The sequence below is a fragment of the Alkaliflexus imshenetskii DSM 15055 genome, assembly GCF_000517065.1.
GTDB lineage: Bacteria > Bacteroidota > Bacteroidia > Bacteroidales > Marinilabiliaceae > Alkaliflexus > Alkaliflexus imshenetskii.
Genome location: NZ_KI912105.1, coordinates 3,534,058 through 3,553,980, shown reverse-complemented (window position 1 = coordinate 3,553,980; position 19,923 = coordinate 3,534,058). Strand labels below are relative to the sequence as shown.

Sequence of the window (19,923 nt, the reverse complement as noted above, 5' to 3'; positions counted from 1 at the left end):
ATAAAAATTATACTAATTCTAAATAACAACCTGATTCCTAGTTGAGAAGTCAAGTAACGCATCACATTTCTATAAAGATTCAAATAACCAGAAGGTTTTCTTTGCTGATTTACCCATTCAGCGTAATTTTACAGCCATGCGAAAATGGATTTCTGTTCCGGTTAAAAATCAGGACACACTAATTATCAACCTAAGCCATTTGGCAATGGCGTTTGACCATGCTTTGATACTTACCGATCAACAGCAGGCAAGTCATGGGTTCTATCATAAACTCAGCAGTCAACGGCTACTTGCAGGATTAGGATCCATCGACAGCATCTCCTGTTCACTGGAAGAGATAGATGAAAGATTGAAACGGAACGACTGGTATTTGGGATTTCTCTCCTATGAACTTAAAAATGAGTTGTACCCTCAACTAAAACAGGAACGTCCTCCTTTGGTGCAATTTCCGGCACTTCACTTTTTTTGTCCCCGCTGGGTGGTTCAGTTAATTAATGATGAACTAAAACTGGGATTCGATGACTCCATTGACAGTGAAGCATCGGCACACATTTTTGCAGAACAAATACTCTGCGAAAATGCAGAATATCTCAACCTCAAAACCTCCGATTTATCGCTTAAGCCGCTCATCAACCAAGATGAGTACACCAATATTTTCAAGAGCCTTCAAAGACACATTCACCGTGGTGATATTTACGAGGTGAATTTCTGTATGGAGTTTTCGGATAACAATGCCAATATTGATCCGGCTGTATTTTTTACAAATCTGATGCGGCGATCTCCGATGCCTTTTTCGGCATTTCTGAAGTTTAACAACCAATTTGCACTTTGCGCTTCTCCTGAACGCTATCTCACAAAACTTGGAGATCAAATTTTCAGTATGCCAATGAAAGGTACCGCACCGCGGGGAACGTGTCAGGAGAGCGATGAGGTCCTCCTCAACAAACTTATTTCATCTACCAAAGAGCGCTCAGAAAACATCATGATAACAGATCTTGTCCGTAACGATTTGTCGCGCGTGGCAGCAAAAGGCAGTGTGCGTGTAAATGAACTTTGCGGAGCCTACCCTTTTCCGGGAGTATTTCAGGTAGTATCAACAATTTCGGCACAATTAAAAAATCCCAATGATTGGGTAGCACCCATAAAAGCCACATTCCCTATGGGTTCGATGACGGGAGCGCCAAAGCTTAGCGCAATGAAACTTATTGATAGCCACGAAACACGCTCGCGCGGGCTATTCTCAGGTGCCATTGGATACATCTCGCCCAACAAAGATTTCGATTTCAATGTGGTAATTCGTACCTTGTTCTATGACGCGAAAAATCACTCAGCCTCATATTACGCCGGAAGCGCCATCACAGCTCTTTCGGTTGCAGATGAAGAGTACAAAGAGTGTCTTCTTAAGGCACAAACCGTTACCGGACAAAGCATTTAGCAACCCATCAATATTAGCAATATAATATAGTAGCCTGAAAATAATGATTAACCGGTTTATCAACGTACTCACAACCAAATGTAAGGTAAAGGAAAAAGAGCCCGTACTTGTAGCAATCAGTGGTGGCGCTGATTCTGTAGCACTGCTTCACCTGTTTCATGAAGCGGGTTTTCAATGCGTGGCGGCGCATTGCAACTTTTCATTGCGTGGTGAGGAGTCTGATGAAGATGAGCGATTTGTGACCTCGCTTTGCAAACAACTGGGAATCAATTGCTTTACACAACAATTTGACACCACCGGTTATGCCAAGGAACATAAAGTATCCATAGAGATGGCAGCCAGAGAACTGCGCTACAACTGGTTTAATAATCTGGCAGAAACTTTAAATATCAACCTGATTGCCACCGGCCACCATGGCGACGATGCCATTGAATCATTCTTTCTGAACCTGACCCGCGGGACTGGTCTCAAGGGACTTACAGGCATCTCATGGCGTAAAGAGAAGTTGATTCGCCCTCTGCTTTTTGCTGCATCATCCGATATTGAGAAATATTGTAACAACAACAACCTAAATTACAGAACCGACTGTACCAACTCCGAAACCAAATATCTGCGCAACAACATCCGTCACAGGGTAGTACCCCTTTTCCGCGAAATGAATCCGGCGTTTTTCGAAACCATGCAAAACAATATGAGTTTTCTAAATGAAGCATGGGAGATTTTTTCCAGAGAAGCTGAAAATGTGCAGCAGCAGTTAGTAGCCAAAACCGATGATGCCACTCTAATCCCGATACGCCTTATCAACAACCACCCGCAAAAACGCAGCATGCTGTTCGAAATGCTTAAGCCATACGGGTTTCAGGGAAATAATATGGAGCAGATTGTGGATTGTTTGGATGGAATACCCGGAAAACAGTTCTTTTCAGAACAATACCGATTGATAATTGACCGTTACAATCTCATCCTGCTTCCGCGGTATGAAGCTGACCACAATTGTTATGTCATAGAGGGGGGACAAAGCACCATAAAACAGCCTGTTAACTTAAATATTCGCGTTTTTGAGCGTGACAGCCTTTTCGAGTATTCAAAAAATCCGATGACGGCTCACTTCGATGCTGACTTAATTGACTTTCCGCTGACCATAAGACGTCCCAAACCCGGCGACCGGTTCCAACCATTGGGAATGCAGCAGCACAAAAAACTCAGCAACTTCTTTGTCGATGAAAAGCTCTCTCTTATCCAAAAAGAGAAAATTTGGCTACTGACAAATGGCACTGATATTCTTTGGATTATGGGGATGCGCATCGATAACCGCTATAAGGTGACACCAAAGTCCAAACGGATACTTGAAATTGAAATAGTGGAATAAAAGCCGCATAGTCTGACCAAACAGACCATACGGCTTTTTAATGTTGATTTACCGAGAAAACTTACTCCACATTCTTACGCACCTTAGCTAAGAACTTCTGCATGCCCTCGGTATTTCGAGTGTTGATAAGTTCAAGAAGCTCCTTCAGTTCTTTTCGAATCTGCTCCACCTGTCCCACAGTGTATGGGTTAAAAAGAATCTCAGTAAGCAGGTAATCGTCCTCAGACAAAAGACCTTTGGCAATATCCATGTGCTTGCGAAAAGTTGTTCCCGGCGCATCCTGTTTTTTCATACAGGCAGCAAACACCAAAGTGGATGAAAAAGGAATAGATAAGGAATAAGCAATGGTCTCATCATGTTCCTCAAACGAATATTGATGAATATTTAACCCCAAGGAACCATAAAAATCCTTAAAGAATGCCTTCCCCAAATGATCTGACTCTGTGATGATTATCGTGTGATGCGCACTCAAATCCTTAAGGTTTGCAAATGTAGGTCCAAACATCGGGTGCGTTGATACAAACCGCCGGCCGGTACTCTTGTAAAAATCGTGAAATCCGGTTTTTACCGATGCGATATCACTCAAAATACAACTCTCCGGAAGATATGGAAGTACCTCCTCAAATGCCTTAATGGTGTATTTCAAATTTACGCTGTTGATGAGCAATTCAGGTGCAAAGGCGCGAATCTCATCCAATGTGGTTAAGCGCTGTGTGTTAAAAACATACCTAAGCCGTTCCTTATCCACATCGTAGATGGCCACTTCATGTTGCAAACATAGCGCATCGGTAAGCCATGTACCCATTTTCCCGGCGCCAAGGACACAAATCTTCATCGAATTAGTTGGTATTAATGGTATTTTAATGTGTGTACTGCTACATTGTTACTCTTTACCCTCTTTGTTCTTGAGTTCACGATTCATTATTGCACTCTGACAGCTGATTGACTCTTCGTGAATAGATTCAAAAATACGGGTTGTGAAATCTGGGTTTAAGCCTCGTTTTTCGGCACGCTCAATCCTGTCACGCATAATCTCATCGTAACGGCGCGACTGAAGTATCGTAATGTTATTCTGATATTTATACATACCAATGGCTTCAGAAATTCGCATCCGCTCTTTCAGGATGTCAAGCAACTGGTTATCCAACTTATCGATGGTTTTACGCAAATCATCGAGTTCATTACGCGGCGTGTCACCAATTTTGGGGCGGCGCAATACCAGATTGTCAAGTATATCCTTTAAACCTTGAGGTGTTACCTGCTGCGAGGCATCGCTCCATGCCTTTTCAGGACAGATATGAGATTCGATAATCAATCCATCGAAGTTAAGGTCCATTGCTTCCTGGCAAATTCCGGCAAGCAGTTCACGTTTTCCGGCGATGTGGCTTGGGTCGGTAATAATAGGCAGTTCGGGAATACGACGATGAAGCTCAATGGGAATCTGCCACTGCGGATGGTTTCTGAATTCTGACTTATCGTATGTGCTGAAACCCCTGTGAATTGCTGCCAATTGAGTAATCCCAGCATTGTTGATGCGCTCCAGGGCTCCAATCCATAAATCCAAATCGGGGTTTACAGGGTTTTTCACCAACACCGGTATGTTCACACCCTTAAGGGCGTCAGCAACCTCTTGCACAGCGAAAGGATTTGCAGAAGTACGGGCACCTACCCACACCAAATCCACACCATGTTTAAGTGCCTCATACACATGAAATGAGGTAGCCACCTCAACCCCCACATACATGCCGGTTTCTTCTTTCACACGCTTCAACCAGGGCAGTCCCAAACTGCCCACACCTTCGAAAGCGCCTGGACGTGTACGTGGCTTCCAGATTCCTGCACGGAAAACTTTAATGCCAACAGCGGCGAGGGCACGTGCAGTATCCAATGTCTGCTCCTCAGTCTCAGCACTGCAAGGCCCGGAAATCACCAAGGGACGTTTCAAATCCAATCCCTGAAGTTTAATAGGTTCAATATTCAGTTTTGACATGACTATAGTTTTATTGCTGTTTTTATTCTTTCGATGGCCTGCCGTAATACATCAGCAGGAGTACACAATGAAATACGGATAAATTGCTCCCCGTTGCTACCAAAAATAAAGCCCGGGGTTATGAATACATGTGATTTGTCGAGCATTATATCGCTTAGTGCCTCTCCGGACACGGCTGATTCAGGAACCTTTGCCCAAATGAACATACCCACCTGGTTCTTATCATAAGAGCAGTTCAGTGTATCCATAATTTCCCAAACCAACTCCCTGCGCTGTGCATAAACATCGTTCACGCTTGTGTACCAGTCGCTGCCGAGTTCAAGTGCCCTTGCGGCAGCTTCCTGCAAAGGCTTAAACATTCCGGAGTCCATATTGCTTTTCACCCGCAAAATGTAGCCAATAAACTGTGCATTGGATGCTGCCAATCCCACACGCCATCCGGCCATATTGTGTGACTTGCTGAGCGAGTTAAGTTCTATGGCAATGTCTTTTGCGCCATCAACAGATAAAATGCTTGACGGACTGGGATTGAGCACGAAACTGTATGGATTATCGTTGCAAATAACGATCTGATGCTTTTTACCAAATTCGATAAGCGCTTTCATAACCTCTGGTTGTGCAGCAGCACCGGTTGGCATGTTTGGGTAGTTAACCCACATAAGCTTTACCCGGCTTAAATCGGTTTTCTCAAGAGCATCCAGATTGGGTTGCCAGCCATTTTCATAGGTTAAATCATAAAAACGGGGAATGGCACCCACCAGATTGGTCACAGCACTATAGGTAGGATACCCAGGATTTGGAAGCAACACCTCATCGCCCGCATTTAAAAAAGCCATCGAAATATGCATGATACCTTCCTTGGAACCCATCATTGGCAATATTTCATTGTCGGGGTTGAGTTCTACGCCATAGCTTCGATTGTACCATTTAGCAAAGCCTTTTCGTAGCTGTGGAATACCTACATAACTTTGATACCCATGATTTGACGGGCTTGCTGCCGATTGGCGAAGCGTTTCCAACACCTCAGGTGCCGGTGGTTGATCGGGATTTCCGATTCCAAGATTAATCACGTCTTTTCCCTCTTCACGCATCTTCTCAATCTGCTTGAGTTTTACCGAGAAGTAGTACTCCTGAACGGTGCCTATACGTTGTGCTGGTTCTATCATGTTTGTAACTGCTCTTGCTATTTAATTATTTCTGCCTTCTTAACTCCCTGGCCACCATTGGTTTCATAAAGCGTATCAGCGGCCTCGTATTCACCCAACACGCGTAACTTACTGCACAGCGGTCGGATGGCATCCAATGATTGACGGTAGCGCAGATGATCAGTGAACATCACATCGATGTAAAAAAGATACTCCCACTCCTGTCCTACTATTGGCAAGGATTGAATTTTAGTGAGGTTGATATTATAAAAAGTAAGAATGGTAAGGATTTTTGAGAGGCTACCCTCCTCATGTGGTAGCGAAAATACAACACTGGATTTATTAATACGTCCATCCTTGATTTGCGCATCTAAAAGAGCGTCATCCTGCTCTCCCACCACAAGAAAACGGGTAAAGTTGTGCTTGTTGGTTTCTATATCCTTGGCAATTATTTCAAGGTTATACAACTTGGCAGCTAGTGAGGAGGCTATGGCTGCCACGCCCAACTGCTTATCGTCAGAAATTAGTTTAGCACTTAATGCTGTATCCTCCGATTCGATAAGTCTGATGTGCGGATGCTCGCGAAAAAACATCTCACATTGGGCCAAAGCCATCGGGTGTGAATGCACTTCACGAATATCGGCAATGGTCTGTCTGGGCATCGCCATCAGTTGATGCTTTATACGAAGTTTATGCTCGCCAAGTACCGAGAGGCCTGAGTTCTTCAGCAATGTATAGTTGGACAGCAAGCTTCCGACCAATGTGTTTTCGATGGCTACAATGCCAAGCAAATCAGACTTCTTCTCTACTTTTTGAAAAAGCTCATGAAATGTTAGGCAGGGCTCAATCTCCACATCATTATCCTTAAAATAAGCACGGGCGGCAATTTCGTGATTGGCTCCCGGCCATCCCTGGATGGCCACTCTTTTTAGTTCCCGACTCATACTTTTTGATTACAATGGTTAAATATTTCCTCTATAAACCTTTTTACGGCACTCATGTTCAGTTGCTCACCACATGAAACAAAAAAAGTCCCGCCTCACATGAGGGGCGGGACTTTATATCTTCACGGTATTCCTGTTTTCTTTCACTTAGGCATACACAAAACCCACCCCCTTTGGCCTTTATACCAAAAAAAGAAGAAAAAGAAATAATAAAAATAGGAATAGCTTCGCATCTCAATAATGTTTTGAATGGTGCAAAAATAATGATAATAATCACACATCACAATCAAAATCAAAAAAAATAAGCGAATCACTCATTTTTTTTTCAATAAATAGACGATTTGCACAATTAACTTACTATTTAAAAGAAATGTTCGTTTGTTGAATCCTGGTTTTGTTTTCGCAAATAAGCGTTATCCCGGAAGTTTAAAAAGAAATGTGCTGCCTTTGCATTCGGTGCTGTTAACCCAAATCCTTCCACCCATCAGATAGACCAGCTCGCGACATATTGACAAACCGAGCCCTGTGCCGGCACGCTTCCGCTCACTTCCATTATCTACCTGCTCAAAACGTCTGAAAATAATCTGCTTTTTATCGGCAGGAATGCCAATTCCCGTATCCTTTACAAAGAAAATAAACTGGTTTTGCGTACCCTTACATCCTATGGTGATGGTTCCTTTTTCAGTAAACTTAATGGCATTGGTTAACAAATTATAGAGTATTTGTCGCAAACGCATCCCATCGGTATAGATTTCATCACCATTGGCAAAATCGGTCACCATACGCAGCTTCACCTTATCATTGGAGCGCCGTCGAACCTCCTCCCCAAACTGGCTAAAAACTTCGTCGAGCAAAGGTTTTATCCTCAAAGAGGTTCGTGCTATCTGTAACTGACCGGTCTCAATTTGAGAAAAAACCAGAATATCAGATATCAACATCATAAGATGCTGCCCATTGGAGCGAATAATCCGCAAATACTCCTTACGCTCTTCATCAGACAAATCGGGTATTTCCAGAAGCTCAGCAAACCCAATAATTGCATTCATGGGCGTTCTGATTTCATGGCTCATATTGGCCAAAAAAGCACTCTTGAGGTTATCTGATTCTTCAGCTTGTTCCTTGGCCTTTAACAACTGGTTTTCGATGTGCTTCTGCAAAGTAATGTCAGTCATCGTTTTCACATACCCCTCTATCTGGCTCTGACTGTTAAATACAGGGTTTACTGTGGCCTTGTAAACTCTCTGAATATCTGGAACAAAATATTCATGATACAGTGTTCCGGCTTTTTGACGCTCTGCCATATCGGAAACCGCGGATAGTTCAGAAAAAGCAGGAATTAATTCACGAATGGGTTTGCCACTTACCTCCTCCGGGGTTCGGCCAAAAGCTTTCAAAAAATGGCTATTGGCCCAAACCACCTGATTCTCGGGAGATAAAAACAGAACCATATCACTCACGTTGTTCAGAATCATGGTTTTCTCAGACTCGCTCAGATTTTTATTACCGCTGGAAAATTTTTGTGATATGCCATTTTCATGGAGTAAACGCTCATATCCTGAGAGGCGTCGATTATATTTAAAGCAGATAAATAGAAGTGCCAGACAAAGAACCGACAATAAGACAATTACGAATAACACCAACCAATTAAGTTGTGTATCCAAATTACTTTTGGGTGAAGATTCAGCAAAAAGCGTTGGAGTCGATTCCGAAAGGACATCTGAAGTTTGTAAGTCGGCAACAATGCAGATAAACGAGCTTAAGCTAAGTTGTATATCTGTAAAAGGCAATAGAGTATTGGCATTCAACTGAAAGAAACCAAAACACAACATTCCTGTAATTAACTTGCTGCGTAACATTTATGGTAAGGGTTATTTTGGTTGCAAATCTATGCATTTTTTAACAAAGCAACACAATTACATTCATTTTTTACCAATTTTATTTCAACTTTTACTTTGCAATCCTTAGGTAAACAATAATTTTAACCACAGAAAAACGAATTGTAAAATTTTAAATTACTTACAGAAAATAAATAACTTAACACCTTTTAGCCAACTTCCAAATAAACAAAATAGTCAGAAGATCATTAAAAAAAACCGTCAGATTATTAACATAACGCAACATTTATTCAATAAGACAGTTTAGCTTTACAATTCACTGAGTTCAATCCATCGATTTTCGAGCATATCCAGTTCGGCCAGCAATTCGCCCAGACGATTGGAAGCGGAAAGTAACTTTTCGGCGTCTAAGGAACCCGAGCTCAGATTTTCCTCTAATACGGATTTTTCTGATTCGAGCCGGGCAATATCCGCCTCGAGTTGCTGAAACTCTTGCTTCTCTTTAAACGTCATTTTGCGGGGCTTATCGGCAGTAACCTTCTCCTTTACCGGTGAGGCGGCTGCTTTTACCTGACGTTCTTTTGCTGACTCCTGACGCTTTTTGGCAATTTCAGAGTGATATTGTGAGTAGTTGCCCGGAAACTGACGTATCACACCTTCTCCTTCAAAAACAAACAACTGATCAACCACGTTGTCAAGAAAAAAACGGTCGTGAGACACAATGAGCACACACCCTCCAAATTGAAGCAGATACTCCTCCAATATGCCAAGCGTAAAAATATCCAGATCGTTGGTGGGTTCATCCAGAATCAGAAAATTGGGATTACGTATTAGCACCGTCATAAGATAGAGACGCTTCTTCTCACCACCACTAAGTTTGCTTACCAACACATGGTGCATTTCATTGGGAAACATAAAGTAGCGCAAAAACTGCGCAGCATCCAGACTTTTTCCACTTCCGGTGTATATCACATCTGCTATCTCTGAAATGACATCGATAACCTTCTTGTTCTCATCGGGCTGAATGCCTTCCTGACGATAATAGCCAAAAACAACTGTCTCGCCCAAATCCACACTGCCCGAATCAGGTTCTAATGCGCCTGTGAGAATATTTAACAGCGTACTCTTTCCTGCCCCGTTTTTCCCAATGATACCAATCTTTTCGCCACGTACAAATTTATGTGAGAACGACTGGATAAAAGTCCTGCCATCAAACTGCTTATTAACCGCATCCAAATTAAGGACCTTAGAACCCAGCCTACTCGTTTGAATATCGAGCGACATATTCTGTTCGCGACTTTTCTGCGAAGCCACTTCCTTCAGCTCATAAAAAGCATCAATACGATATTTGGCTTTGGTGGCGCGTGCCTGAGGCATCCTGTTCATCCAGTCCTGCTCCTTCCTCAGAAGGTTTCGGGCACGCTCAATCTCTTGTGCGCGTTGGTTCTGGCGCTCATCTCTTTTCTCAAGAAAATAGCGGTAATTACCTTGATATTTATATAACGACTCATCATCAAGTTCAAAAATGACATTGCATACCCGATCAAGAAAAAAGCGGTCGTGGGTTACCATTAACAGAGTGGCTCTGTTGCGCCCCAGATACTCTTCGAGCCAATCTACCATCTCCAAATCCAGATGGTTGGTGGGCTCATCCAAAATTAAAAAATCAGGTTCATTTACCAGTACCGCAGCCAATGCCACACGCTTAACCTGACCACCGGAGAGATGATCTACCTTTTGAGACAGGTTGGTAATCTTTAATTGAGACAGGATCTGTTTTACACGCGACTCATAATCCCAGGCGTTGAGCGTATCCATGCGTCCTACCAATTCGCCAATGGCCTTTTGATTGCCTGATTCTACAGCCGCTTCGTAATTTTTTACGAGGGTCATGAGATCATTGTCGGTATTGAAAATTGCTTCCATCACGCTTTGGCCGGCTGCAAATACGGGATCCTGAGTGAGGTAACCCAATTTTATGCCATTGCGAACGGTTACAGAACCGCCGTCGGGAGCCTGAAATCCGGCAAGCACATTTAGCAGTGTAGTTTTTCCACTGCCATTACGGGCAATCAGAGCGGCTTTTTCACCCTCTTCAAGTCCAAAATTCAGATCGTTAAACAGACGGATATCGCCCCAATGGTGCGTCAGATTCTCTACCGATAGTATGTTAGCCATGTATTTTCTCCTTTAATCTGCAAAGATAACCTGATGGCTCTGAACTATAGTAGAAATTGAACGGAAAGTTGCAATCATAAAGCGAAACCCCAACCTAACCAGCATAAACCGGAGATGTTGGGGTTTCAATAATTTTAGAATATCAAAAGGTTATCCCATCATAACAGGAGCAGATGTTTTATCAATCAAATCCAACTCTTCGGCAGAAAAACTGATATTCTTAAGCGCCTTTAGACTGTCATCGAGCTGGTTAACCGAGCTTGCTCCCACCAACACAGAGGTAATTCTGGAATCTTTAAGCAACCAGGCTATTGACATCTGAGCAAGAGACTGCCCACGAGCCTTCGCAATTTCATTGAGCTTTTGCAATGCCGCCTGCCGCTCTTCTGTAAGCATCTCGCTTTTTAAAAAACCATGCGGCTTGGCAATTCGGGAGTCGGCGGGTATTTCGTCAAGATATCGATTGGTCAGAAGACCTTGTGCCAGAGGTGAAAAAGCGATACAGCCAATGCCACGTTTACCCAACACATCCAGCAAACCCTTCTCAACCCAACGATCCAAAATGCTGTAACGTGGCTGATGAATCAGGCAAGGCGTACCCAAATCGTTTAGGATGGCTTCAGCACGCTGAGTCTCTTCAGCCGAATAGTTTGAAATGCCTGCATAAAGTGCCTTGCCCTGACGAACCAGCAAATCCAGTGCACCCATTGTTTCTTCAAGGGGCGTATTTGGGTCGGGACGATGACTGTAAAAAACATCCACATAATCGAGTCCCATGCGCTTAAGACTTTGGTTGATGCTTGCCACCAGGTACTTTTTTGAGCCCCACTCGCCATACGGACCCGGCCACATCAAATAACCTGCTTTGGTTGAAACAATCATTTCGTCGCGGTAAGCCTTAAACTCGCGTGACAACACTTTCCCGAAGTTCTCTTCAGCCGAACCGGGTTCAGGACCGTAATTATTGGCCAAATCAAAATGGGTGATACCATTGTCAAAAGCAAACTTCAACATGTCGAGCATGTTGTCAAAACGATCGACCGAACCAAAGTTGTGCCATAAACCGAGTGAGATGGCAGGCAGAAGCAAGCCGCTTTTGCCACAACGCCGGTAAGACATCGAGTCATAACGCGCTTCATTTGCTAGATAATTCATAAAAATCAGGTGTGAAAAATTAGTGTGTGAAAAATCGAATCTTCTGAATGATGACCGATGTGCATACTTCGCAAAACTCGCGGGCATCGCTGGTGCGCATGCGGCAATTAATTGCTGGCCGATAAACGCCTTTACTCACATATCCGCCTCCCTCAAAAACACCTGTACTATTCTTATACATGGGTCTGACAGGCGTTGGAACCGGCGTGCCTGGAGCGAGTAAATGTGGCCATTTCTGGCTAAAGTTAACCAATGTGGTTAAATTGGGCTGCCATGGCTCTGTTTCCAGATTAATGTAATCGTTGTAGGACACGTCAGCCCCAAAATACTCATCGCCCAAACCGGCAAATCCATGTCCCAGTTCGTGAATAAGCACAGTGCCTGAATATCGGTTTCCGGAAGTTACCACAGAAAAATGGTTGTATATTCCGCCGCCACCATACTTATTGCTGTTTACCAACACCACCACGTGATCGTGAGGCAATTGCATGGCGTAATCAAATACCTGCCAGGTGGCTTCAGTTTCGAGGTATCTGTCCACCCCAAAGGTATTGAAACTACTATTCATTGCCGTATTACGCCAGATGCCTGCCCGAGGATCGTCGGTACCCGATTGCACCGATGGCACTGCCAGAGCGCGAATGGTAATATGGTTTTTGTAAGAGCGAAAAGGCTCCACCTCAAACAGCTGATTTGTCAACCGACTCACATCTTTATAAAACTGCGCCTGCTCATCGACCGTGTAGCCTTCGGCCAAAAACAACAAATCAAAACGTTGTTGAGGGTTATCGTTACCATGAATCAGTTTATGGGGATGATTATTGGCCTGCTTCACTTCAATCGACAACGACGCAGGATTAATAACTTCCTGAAAAAGATGTGTAAAAGAGCCATCCCTGTCACGTGCGTCAACCTGAAGTAGTACCGGTTTTAAAGGCGCTGGTATTATAATTGTTTGCTGAAAAGCACGCTCCTTCTCTTTGGCTTCATCAATGGTGCGCCACTCTTCAAACAGAGTGGAAAATCCTCTTCTGAACAATGTATCACCTGTTTCCGGACTAATCAGTAAATATCTATACTCACCAAAATCAAACGGTGAAATCAGTTGATTGGCACTGCCACTCCACCCTTGATAACGAGACAAGCCAGCCAGATAACCTTTCTGCCATGAATGATTTCCCACTAATACAAAATCTACCCGTAAAGTCTGGCTGAGATTGAAATAGCCATCTGCAGCACTCACCCATCTTGCTGTAAGACAGAAGAATACAACAATAAAAATTAACATCCGAATGCTTTGACTCATACTCAAATGATTTCTCTTCTTTGCAAGATAACAATTGTTTGTTAGTTTTGAACCACAAATCGCCTCTACTTTCGTCCCATCTATTGGTAGCTCCAAATCCATCACTAACCCGGAAGAATTAAAACTGAAAAGTAGGTATCTATTATGATTTTGCAAAAAAACAACAATTCTTTAACCAGCGAAATGCTCAATTTAATAGTTGATTTCTCAGATAACTTAAGAGAATGGCTGAGAAACTTTCTGGAAACCATAAACATGCCATTGTGGTCGTTCGATATCATTGACTTTTCGGTGCGCACCGCGGGAATGGTCATCATTAGCACCATTTTTTATTACATCGTAAAAAAAGTACTGCTGTTTTACATCGTGCGTTTCATAAAAAAATCCAAATCTACCAAGGATGATTTTTTTGTGTCGCGTAAGGTCTTCCATCGGCTTTCGCACCTTGCACCGGCAATCATCATTTATGCTCTGAGTGCCGGAATTTATGAGCCTTTCCCAGGATTCGCCACATTTCTGCACACCTCATCTGTAGTTTACATGGTTGTGGTTCTTTTCTGGAGCATTCACGCCTTTTTAAGGGCGCTGGAAGACATTTACAATACCATGCCCTTTGCGCACGAACGGCCAATCAGGGGATACATGCAGCTTGTTAACCTGATTTCCTATTTTATTGGCGGACTGATAATTGTTTCAATACTCTTTGATGTACAGGTAACCCGTATTTTTGCAGGGATGGGTGCGCTGGCAGCCGTGCTCATGCTGGTTTTTAAAGATACCATTCTGGGATTTGTAGCAGGCATTCAGTTATCGGCCAACAAGATGGTACGTGTAGGCGATTGGATTGAGATGCCATCGCACAATGCCGACGGGGATGTATTGGAAATAACTCTGAACACGGTAAAAGTGCAAAACTGGGATCGAACCATTACCACAATTCCAACCTACGCCCTTGTGTCAAATCCGTTTATGAACTGGCGAGGCATGATGGAATCCGGAGGCCGACGCATCAAACGATCTGTCAATCTGGACATGCGTAGCGTGAAATTCTGTACGCCTGAAATGATTGAAAAATTCAAGAAAATTCACCACCTGCGCGACTATTTAAGTGAGCGCCAAAAAGAGATTGAGGATTACAACTCAACCCATGGCGTGGACGAATCGGTTATTGTGAACGGACGAAGAATGACCAATCTGGGCGTATTCAGAAAATATCTTGAAAATTACATTAGAAGGCATCCAAAATTAAATACCGATATGATATTTCTTGTGCGCCATCTTCAACCATCTGAGAAAGGCATACCTGTTGAAATATATGTGTTTAGCAGGGAACAAGCATGGGTGAGATACGAAGAAGTGCAAGCAGATATTTTCGACCACATTTTGGCTGTGATTCCTGAGTTTGACCTAAGAGTGTTTCAACTGCTTGCCGGTGACGACCTGCGCTCGCTGGCTGAGCATCTGGCCTTTAAAAACTAAAAACGAGGCCTGGTTCTTGAACCAGGCCTCGTTGCTTTTGATACCTTAATCTACTATTTGGAGAAATTACAATAATATAAATCCCAATAGTATTAGTTTTTTCCAAGATACTCGGCAATACCTTCCTGAGTAGCTTTTAAGCCGGAAGCACCTTTGCGCCAGTCGGCAGGACACACCTCGCCATTTTCCTCAAAAAACTGAAGGGCATCTACCATGCGCAGCGTTTCGTCCACACTACGACCAAGCGGCATGTCATTTACTATCTGATGACGCACCACACCAGCCTTGTCGATTAAAAACAGACCACGATACGCCATTGGGGTTCCGTTAAACACGAGTTGACCCTCTTCGTTGTAATCGTGCTCTCCGGCAAGCACATCATAATTGTCGGAAATACTCATGCTGCTGTCTGCCACCAGCGGGAATTTCACTCCTTTAATACCACCATCCTTATTCTCAGTCTGGAGCCATTTCCAGTGAGAAAACTCTGAATCGGTAGAAGCACCTACCACAGCTACACCGCGCTTTTCAAACTCCTCAATTTTATCCTGGAAAGCAATAATTTCGGTAGGGCAAACGAAAGTAAAATCGGCAGGGTAGAAAAAGAAAACCACATACTTATTGCCGACATATTGTTCAAGAGAAAAATTCTCAACAATCTCATTGCCATTCACTACGGCTTTGGCCGAAAACACTGGTGCTTTTTTACCAACTAATACTGACATAATAATTAAGTTTTAGAGTATTATAAATAAATTTCAATTATCAATTATAACCATGGTGCAAACATAAAAATCATACCACACACATCAAAGCTAATGGGTAATTAATTGCGTAATTAATAATCTATTCTATATAAAATAAGTTTATATAAAATCAGAAATAGTTTACTATTAGGTGGTTTAAGTATTGAACTTTTAGAATACAGGTATTAACATAAATTAACGCTTTGAATCAGATAGTGCATTCATTACAATAAGTTCAATACAGAATCCTGTAATTTGCAATCCTTACTCCTTAATTTATGTTTCTTATTAAATATTTTTCTTCGATATTTAAATGATTTATGTTTTCTTTGAGAACTATTTATTCAATTTACATGAAAAACAATTAATTATGAAAAGGTATTTATTTATCATTGGTGCCATTTTTCTTTTTTCCTGTAGCAAAAATTCAACTATTAAAGTGAATCCAGGAGAAGTATATTTTGAATATGTGAAATATACAGGAAACGATCAATATGCAGATCAACATCCCGTTGCTGAAAACCAATTTTATAACCCTATTCTTCCGGGTTTTTACCCTGATCCTTCCATTTGCCAGAAAGGAGATGATTATTACTTAGTTACATCAACATTCTCTTACTTTCCCGGAGTGCCAATCTTTCACAGTACCGATTTAGTGAATTGGACACAAATAGGACATGTACTTGACCGCCCTTCTCAATTTAACAATGATTCTTTACCCGTATCGGCAGGTATTTTTGCTCCGGCAATTTCATACAACCCTCATAACGACACTTTCTACATGATTACAACTTTTGTAAGAGGTGGAGGCAATTTCTATGTAACTGCTAAAGACCCGGCAGGACCATGGAGCGATCCAATTTGGTTGCCTGAAGTGCCCGACATCGACCCCTCTATATTCTTTGATGAGGATGGTAAAGCCTATATTACCAATAACCAAGATCCTGAAGGAGGTTCAACATACTCCGGACATAAAGCAACCTGGATACAGGAATTTGACTGGAAAAACGATAAAACAGTTGGTCCTCGCAAAATGATTCGTGATGGTGGGCATAACTTAGCAGAAAAACCTGTATGGATCGAAGCTCCTCACATATTCAAAGTGCATGGTTATTACTACTTAACAACAGCTGAAGGTGGAACATCGATAAACCATTCTCAGGTGATTTTCCGTAGCAAGGACATCTGGGGACCCTATGAGACCAATCCCAATAACCCAATCTTAACGCAACGTCATATGTCGGCCGACAGAGCGTTTCCTGTTACCAATGTAGGTCATGCAGACTATGTACAAACAAGCACTGGAGAATGGTATGCTGTATTTTTAGCCTGTCGTCCTTATACTGTTAGAAATGAATACAACATTGGCCGTGAAACCTTTATTTTACCATTTAACTGGGACAATGAATGGCCAGAGATTCTGCCTATGGATGAAACGCTGCCATTAATTCTTGATAAACCTAATTTGGAAAATAAACTTTCAAGTGACAAACCTGTAATGGGCAACGGTAGTTTTTCATGGACTGAAAATTTCAATGGCAGTGAACTTGCTTTCGATTGGATATTTTTAAGAACAATGCGTGAGAAATGGTATACTCTGGAAGAAGGAAAACCGGGAATAACCCTACAGCTTAGAGATGTAAATATCAGAGAATTAAAACAACCCTCTTTTGTTGCTCGTCGTCAACAACATCATGATATGAGTGTCGAAACAAAGCTTGTATTTAATCCTCAAAATGAACAGGAACTGGCAGGGCTTGTGCTATTCCAAAACGAAGCTTATCATTTGACTTTAGGGGTTACTAAAATTGATGGAAAAACCCACGTAGTTGTACAAAATGCAAAAGAAGATCCTAGCATTGTGCGCAACATGTCGGGTGATAATTTTGACGGCACAGTGGAAAAAGTAATTCTGGCTCAAAAAGACATTTCTAACATTTACAAGGGTGAAATTCTCTTAAGAGCATCTATGAAAGATGGCCAATTTAGTTTCGAAGCCAATACAAATGGTACTTGGGAAACTTTATTACAAGGATTAGATGCCACCTATTTGAGTACCGAAAAAGCAGGTGGATTTGTTGGCACAATGATGGGGCTGTACGCTTCTTCAAATGAATAGGTCAATTAGCACTTATAAATAGTTTAGAAAAATTAAAACAAAAAAAACGCAACTCCTCAGCATTTATAAATGCAGGAGTTGCGTTTTTCTATGAACACTAGTTCTTTATGGAGCTACAGCACCAAAAAAAGCTTCTTTATCTGCACTAACACCCATCATGGTTAAAACCTGTTCAGGGGTTTTTGTAGGAATACCTAATGCGGCAAAATCATTCGTCAACTTGAAAGAATTATTTTTGATATCTTCAAAAATGTCTCCATCATAATTGTCAAAATATTTACATTCTGATGAAAACTGATTAAGGTAACCATTAAATTCTACCGTTGAATAAAACTTGTTTAAACACGCTTCATTATCGTATGGCGTCCACTCGATAAAAGCAGGTTTTTCGCCTTCTATATCATAATACCTTACAAAAACATTGTTATTAAACTCATCAAATTGAGGTTTGGTAAGTCGCGCACACATAGAAGCCGGCTGATGAACCAAAACCATTGGTGAATCATCATCCTTAGTCATTACCATAAGATTGTTCTTGAAAATATTACGATCACGTTCTTCAACGCCCGGGCCCAAAGTAACGTGCCATCCAAAGGTTCCAAGCTGATCGCCTCGCGAATCACGTCTAAAGTTTACTGTACTATTAATCATTGTATTGTTGTAAATTTTTGCATTTGCAGAATTTAAAACAAAAATACTCTGATCACAATCCTTAAAAACGTTGCCCATTACAGTAATTCTGTCAGATATTTCGAAGAAAAAACCACTATGAGACACATTCTCTACGTAATTATTAACAAAAACACCATCGTGGTTACCAACATCCCACCAAACGCCATTTGAATGAGGATGGTTTCTTACAATGTTTTCGCGAACAATGGCTCTGTGACTCTGATTGAATATCTTCACCGATGATGGAAAATAACCTGTCCACTGCTCAATATTATTGTTCTCAAAAATATTTCTCTCTAACAACACATCATTTGATGCCACAACATAAACACCTTCGGTATTGGTATCAATTACTAAACAATTGCGCATTACAAGGCTGTCGCTTAATGCAAACATGGCTATTCTAAAACATTTAGAAAAAACACAGTTCTCAAACACTGTACCTACTGCATCTCTACCGTGCTGGTCAATTGCGAGACCTCCCCCACCAATATGCACAGTAGTATCGGCATACTGAGTAAAGGTTATTCCTCTGATAACAGGACCTCTGTTATCAGGGGTCATGCCATTTACAGGCTCTAAAACTCTGTGAAGCGCCTTTCTAAAAGCTGTAATCTCTACATTTTTCCCTTCTGGATTTAGACCTATATAAATCTGGTTGTTATCGTAATCAACATAGTAAGTTTCTTCATTTAATTCAGCAATACTACCAACTGATTGTAAAAAATCTCCATTTATGAAAACAACATCATTATTAAAACGATGCATTGGGGTAAACTCCTCATTTCTTGCTCTATGCCACCAATCTTCGGGAGCGCCAGGAAAAAGAGTATTCCATTGAATTACCCACAGACTATCATTAACCTGAGACCATGTATCGGCCACAAGCGTACCGTTTAAAACAGGTTTCTCATCTCTGTAGGCCTGTATTGTGATGCCCTGGTTAAAAAGAATATCGCCCGTGCGATAGGTTCCTCCTCGTAAAACAATAGCATCACCCGAAACAGCTTTCTTAAATGCTTCGCCAATACTTGTTGGGTTAGCTACCGTTAAACCTTCAGAGCTGCCATCACCATCGGGTGATACGTAATAAATAGTACCTGTAACTTTTGGTAAATCATAAACCATATCAATAGGCCCGTAAACTATCTCATCGCTTTTCTCAACCGGTGAGGTGCAAAAACTTAAACCAACCAACGACAAAAGCAACATGCTCATTGTAATTAGTTTAAATGTAAACTTGTTTGTCATTTGTGTAAAATTTATTAATTAAATGATTTGTTCAGCTATGTAGAACAATAATAAAATAAGAACAATTAACACCACATTAAAATGTGACTGTTAAACCACTGTCATTTTCAGCAAACCCATCTAAAGCACTGGTATTATGAACTATTCTGAAAAAACAGAGATATTTATTTGAGGAAGAGTATTTGTTAAAAGTAGTAAATACTCTTTATTATTCAAATATTTTAACAACAAATAAAAAACTAGCATTAATATATAGGAATATGAGCGGTCGGCACGACCCAGCGATTATTCCAGGTTGA

Annotated in this window: 14 protein-coding genes; 4 read left to right on the top strand and 10 right to left on the bottom strand. The window is 41.7% G+C overall.

Annotation, left to right across the window (positions count from 1 at the left end):
* The first annotated feature begins 136 nt into the window (after positions 1-136).
* Entirely contained in the window at positions 137-1,435 is a 1,299-nt protein-coding gene (locus tag ALKIM_RS0114795) for a chorismate-binding protein (protein ID WP_026475328.1), read from the top strand.
* Between the two features lie 43 nt (positions 1,436-1,478).
* A complete protein-coding gene (gene tilS, locus ALKIM_RS0114790) occupies positions 1,479-2,804 on the top strand; it encodes a tRNA lysidine(34) synthetase TilS (RefSeq protein WP_026475327.1) in 1,326 nt (441 codons plus the stop codon).
* A 61-nt stretch (positions 2,805-2,865) separates the two neighbouring features.
* Here the strand turns inward: tilS and ALKIM_RS0114785 are convergent, their stop codons facing one another.
* The 8 genes from ALKIM_RS0114785 to ALKIM_RS0114745 all read right to left on the bottom strand — a co-directional run bounded on the left by ALKIM_RS0114785 (position 2,866) and on the right by ALKIM_RS0114745 (position 13,357).
* Positions 2,866-3,639, bottom strand: coding sequence for a prephenate dehydrogenase (locus tag ALKIM_RS0114785; RefSeq protein WP_026475326.1), 774 nt, complete (start codon positions 3,637-3,639; stop codon positions 2,866-2,868).
* 48 nt (positions 3,640-3,687) lie between these two features.
* Positions 3,688-4,794 (bottom strand): bifunctional 3-deoxy-7-phosphoheptulonate synthase/chorismate mutase type II, encoded by a 1,107-nt coding sequence (locus ALKIM_RS0114780; protein ID WP_026475325.1) that lies wholly within the window; start codon positions 4,792-4,794, stop codon positions 3,688-3,690.
* A 2-nt stretch (positions 4,795-4,796) separates the two neighbouring features.
* Entirely contained in the window at positions 4,797-5,960 is a 1,164-nt protein-coding gene (locus tag ALKIM_RS0114775; RefSeq protein WP_026475324.1) for a pyridoxal phosphate-dependent aminotransferase, read from the bottom strand.
* Between the two features lie 17 nt (positions 5,961-5,977).
* Entirely contained in the window at positions 5,978-6,883 is a 906-nt protein-coding gene (locus ALKIM_RS0114770) for a prephenate dehydratase (RefSeq protein WP_026475323.1), read from the bottom strand.
* 413 nt (positions 6,884-7,296) lie between these two features.
* Positions 7,297-8,739 carry a PAS domain-containing sensor histidine kinase gene (locus ALKIM_RS19425; protein WP_052345585.1) on the bottom strand — a complete coding sequence of 481 codons (1,443 nt, stop codon included), beginning with the start codon at positions 8,737-8,739 and terminating at the stop codon, positions 7,297-7,299.
* Between the two features lie 288 nt (positions 8,740-9,027).
* Complete coding sequence (locus tag ALKIM_RS0114755; RefSeq protein WP_026475321.1) at positions 9,028-10,896, bottom strand: ABC-F family ATP-binding cassette domain-containing protein; 1,869 nt, start codon at positions 10,894-10,896, stop codon at positions 9,028-9,030.
* A 150-nt stretch (positions 10,897-11,046) separates the two neighbouring features.
* Positions 11,047-12,051 carry an L-glyceraldehyde 3-phosphate reductase gene (gene mgrA / locus ALKIM_RS0114750; protein WP_026475320.1) on the bottom strand — a complete coding sequence of 335 codons (1,005 nt, stop codon included), beginning with the start codon at positions 12,049-12,051 and terminating at the stop codon, positions 11,047-11,049.
* Positions 12,052-12,070: 19 nt separating this feature from the next.
* The gene (locus ALKIM_RS0114745; protein WP_026475319.1) at positions 12,071-13,357 is read right to left on the bottom strand and encodes a M64 family metallopeptidase; all 1,287 of its coding nucleotides are present in this window, start codon (positions 13,355-13,357) and stop codon (positions 12,071-12,073) included.
* Positions 13,358-13,540: 183 nt separating this feature from the next.
* On the opposite strand from ALKIM_RS0114745, the gene ALKIM_RS0114740 reads away from it, so the two are divergent.
* On the top strand, positions 13,541-14,836 hold the full coding sequence (locus tag ALKIM_RS0114740) for a mechanosensitive ion channel family protein (protein ID WP_052345665.1): 1,296 nt from the start codon (positions 13,541-13,543) through the stop codon (positions 14,834-14,836).
* 92 nt (positions 14,837-14,928) lie between these two features.
* On the opposite strand, the gene ALKIM_RS0114735 is transcribed toward ALKIM_RS0114740, so the two are convergent.
* Complete coding sequence (locus ALKIM_RS0114735) at positions 14,929-15,561, bottom strand: peroxiredoxin (RefSeq protein WP_026475317.1); 633 nt, start codon at positions 15,559-15,561, stop codon at positions 14,929-14,931.
* A 391-nt stretch (positions 15,562-15,952) separates the two neighbouring features.
* Here ALKIM_RS0114735 and ALKIM_RS0114730 point away from each other — a divergent pair, with 391 nt between their 5' ends.
* Positions 15,953-17,701 carry a glycoside hydrolase family 43 protein gene (locus ALKIM_RS0114730; protein WP_162148827.1) on the top strand — a complete coding sequence of 583 codons (1,749 nt, stop codon included), beginning with the start codon at positions 15,953-15,955 and terminating at the stop codon, positions 17,699-17,701.
* Between the two features lie 105 nt (positions 17,702-17,806).
* On the opposite strand, the gene ALKIM_RS18745 is transcribed toward ALKIM_RS0114730, so the two are convergent.
* Positions 17,807-19,591 carry a right-handed parallel beta-helix repeat-containing protein gene (locus tag ALKIM_RS18745; RefSeq protein ID WP_084555965.1) on the bottom strand — a complete coding sequence of 595 codons (1,785 nt, stop codon included), beginning with the start codon at positions 19,589-19,591 and terminating at the stop codon, positions 17,807-17,809.
* Positions 19,592-19,923 lie beyond the last annotated feature (332 nt).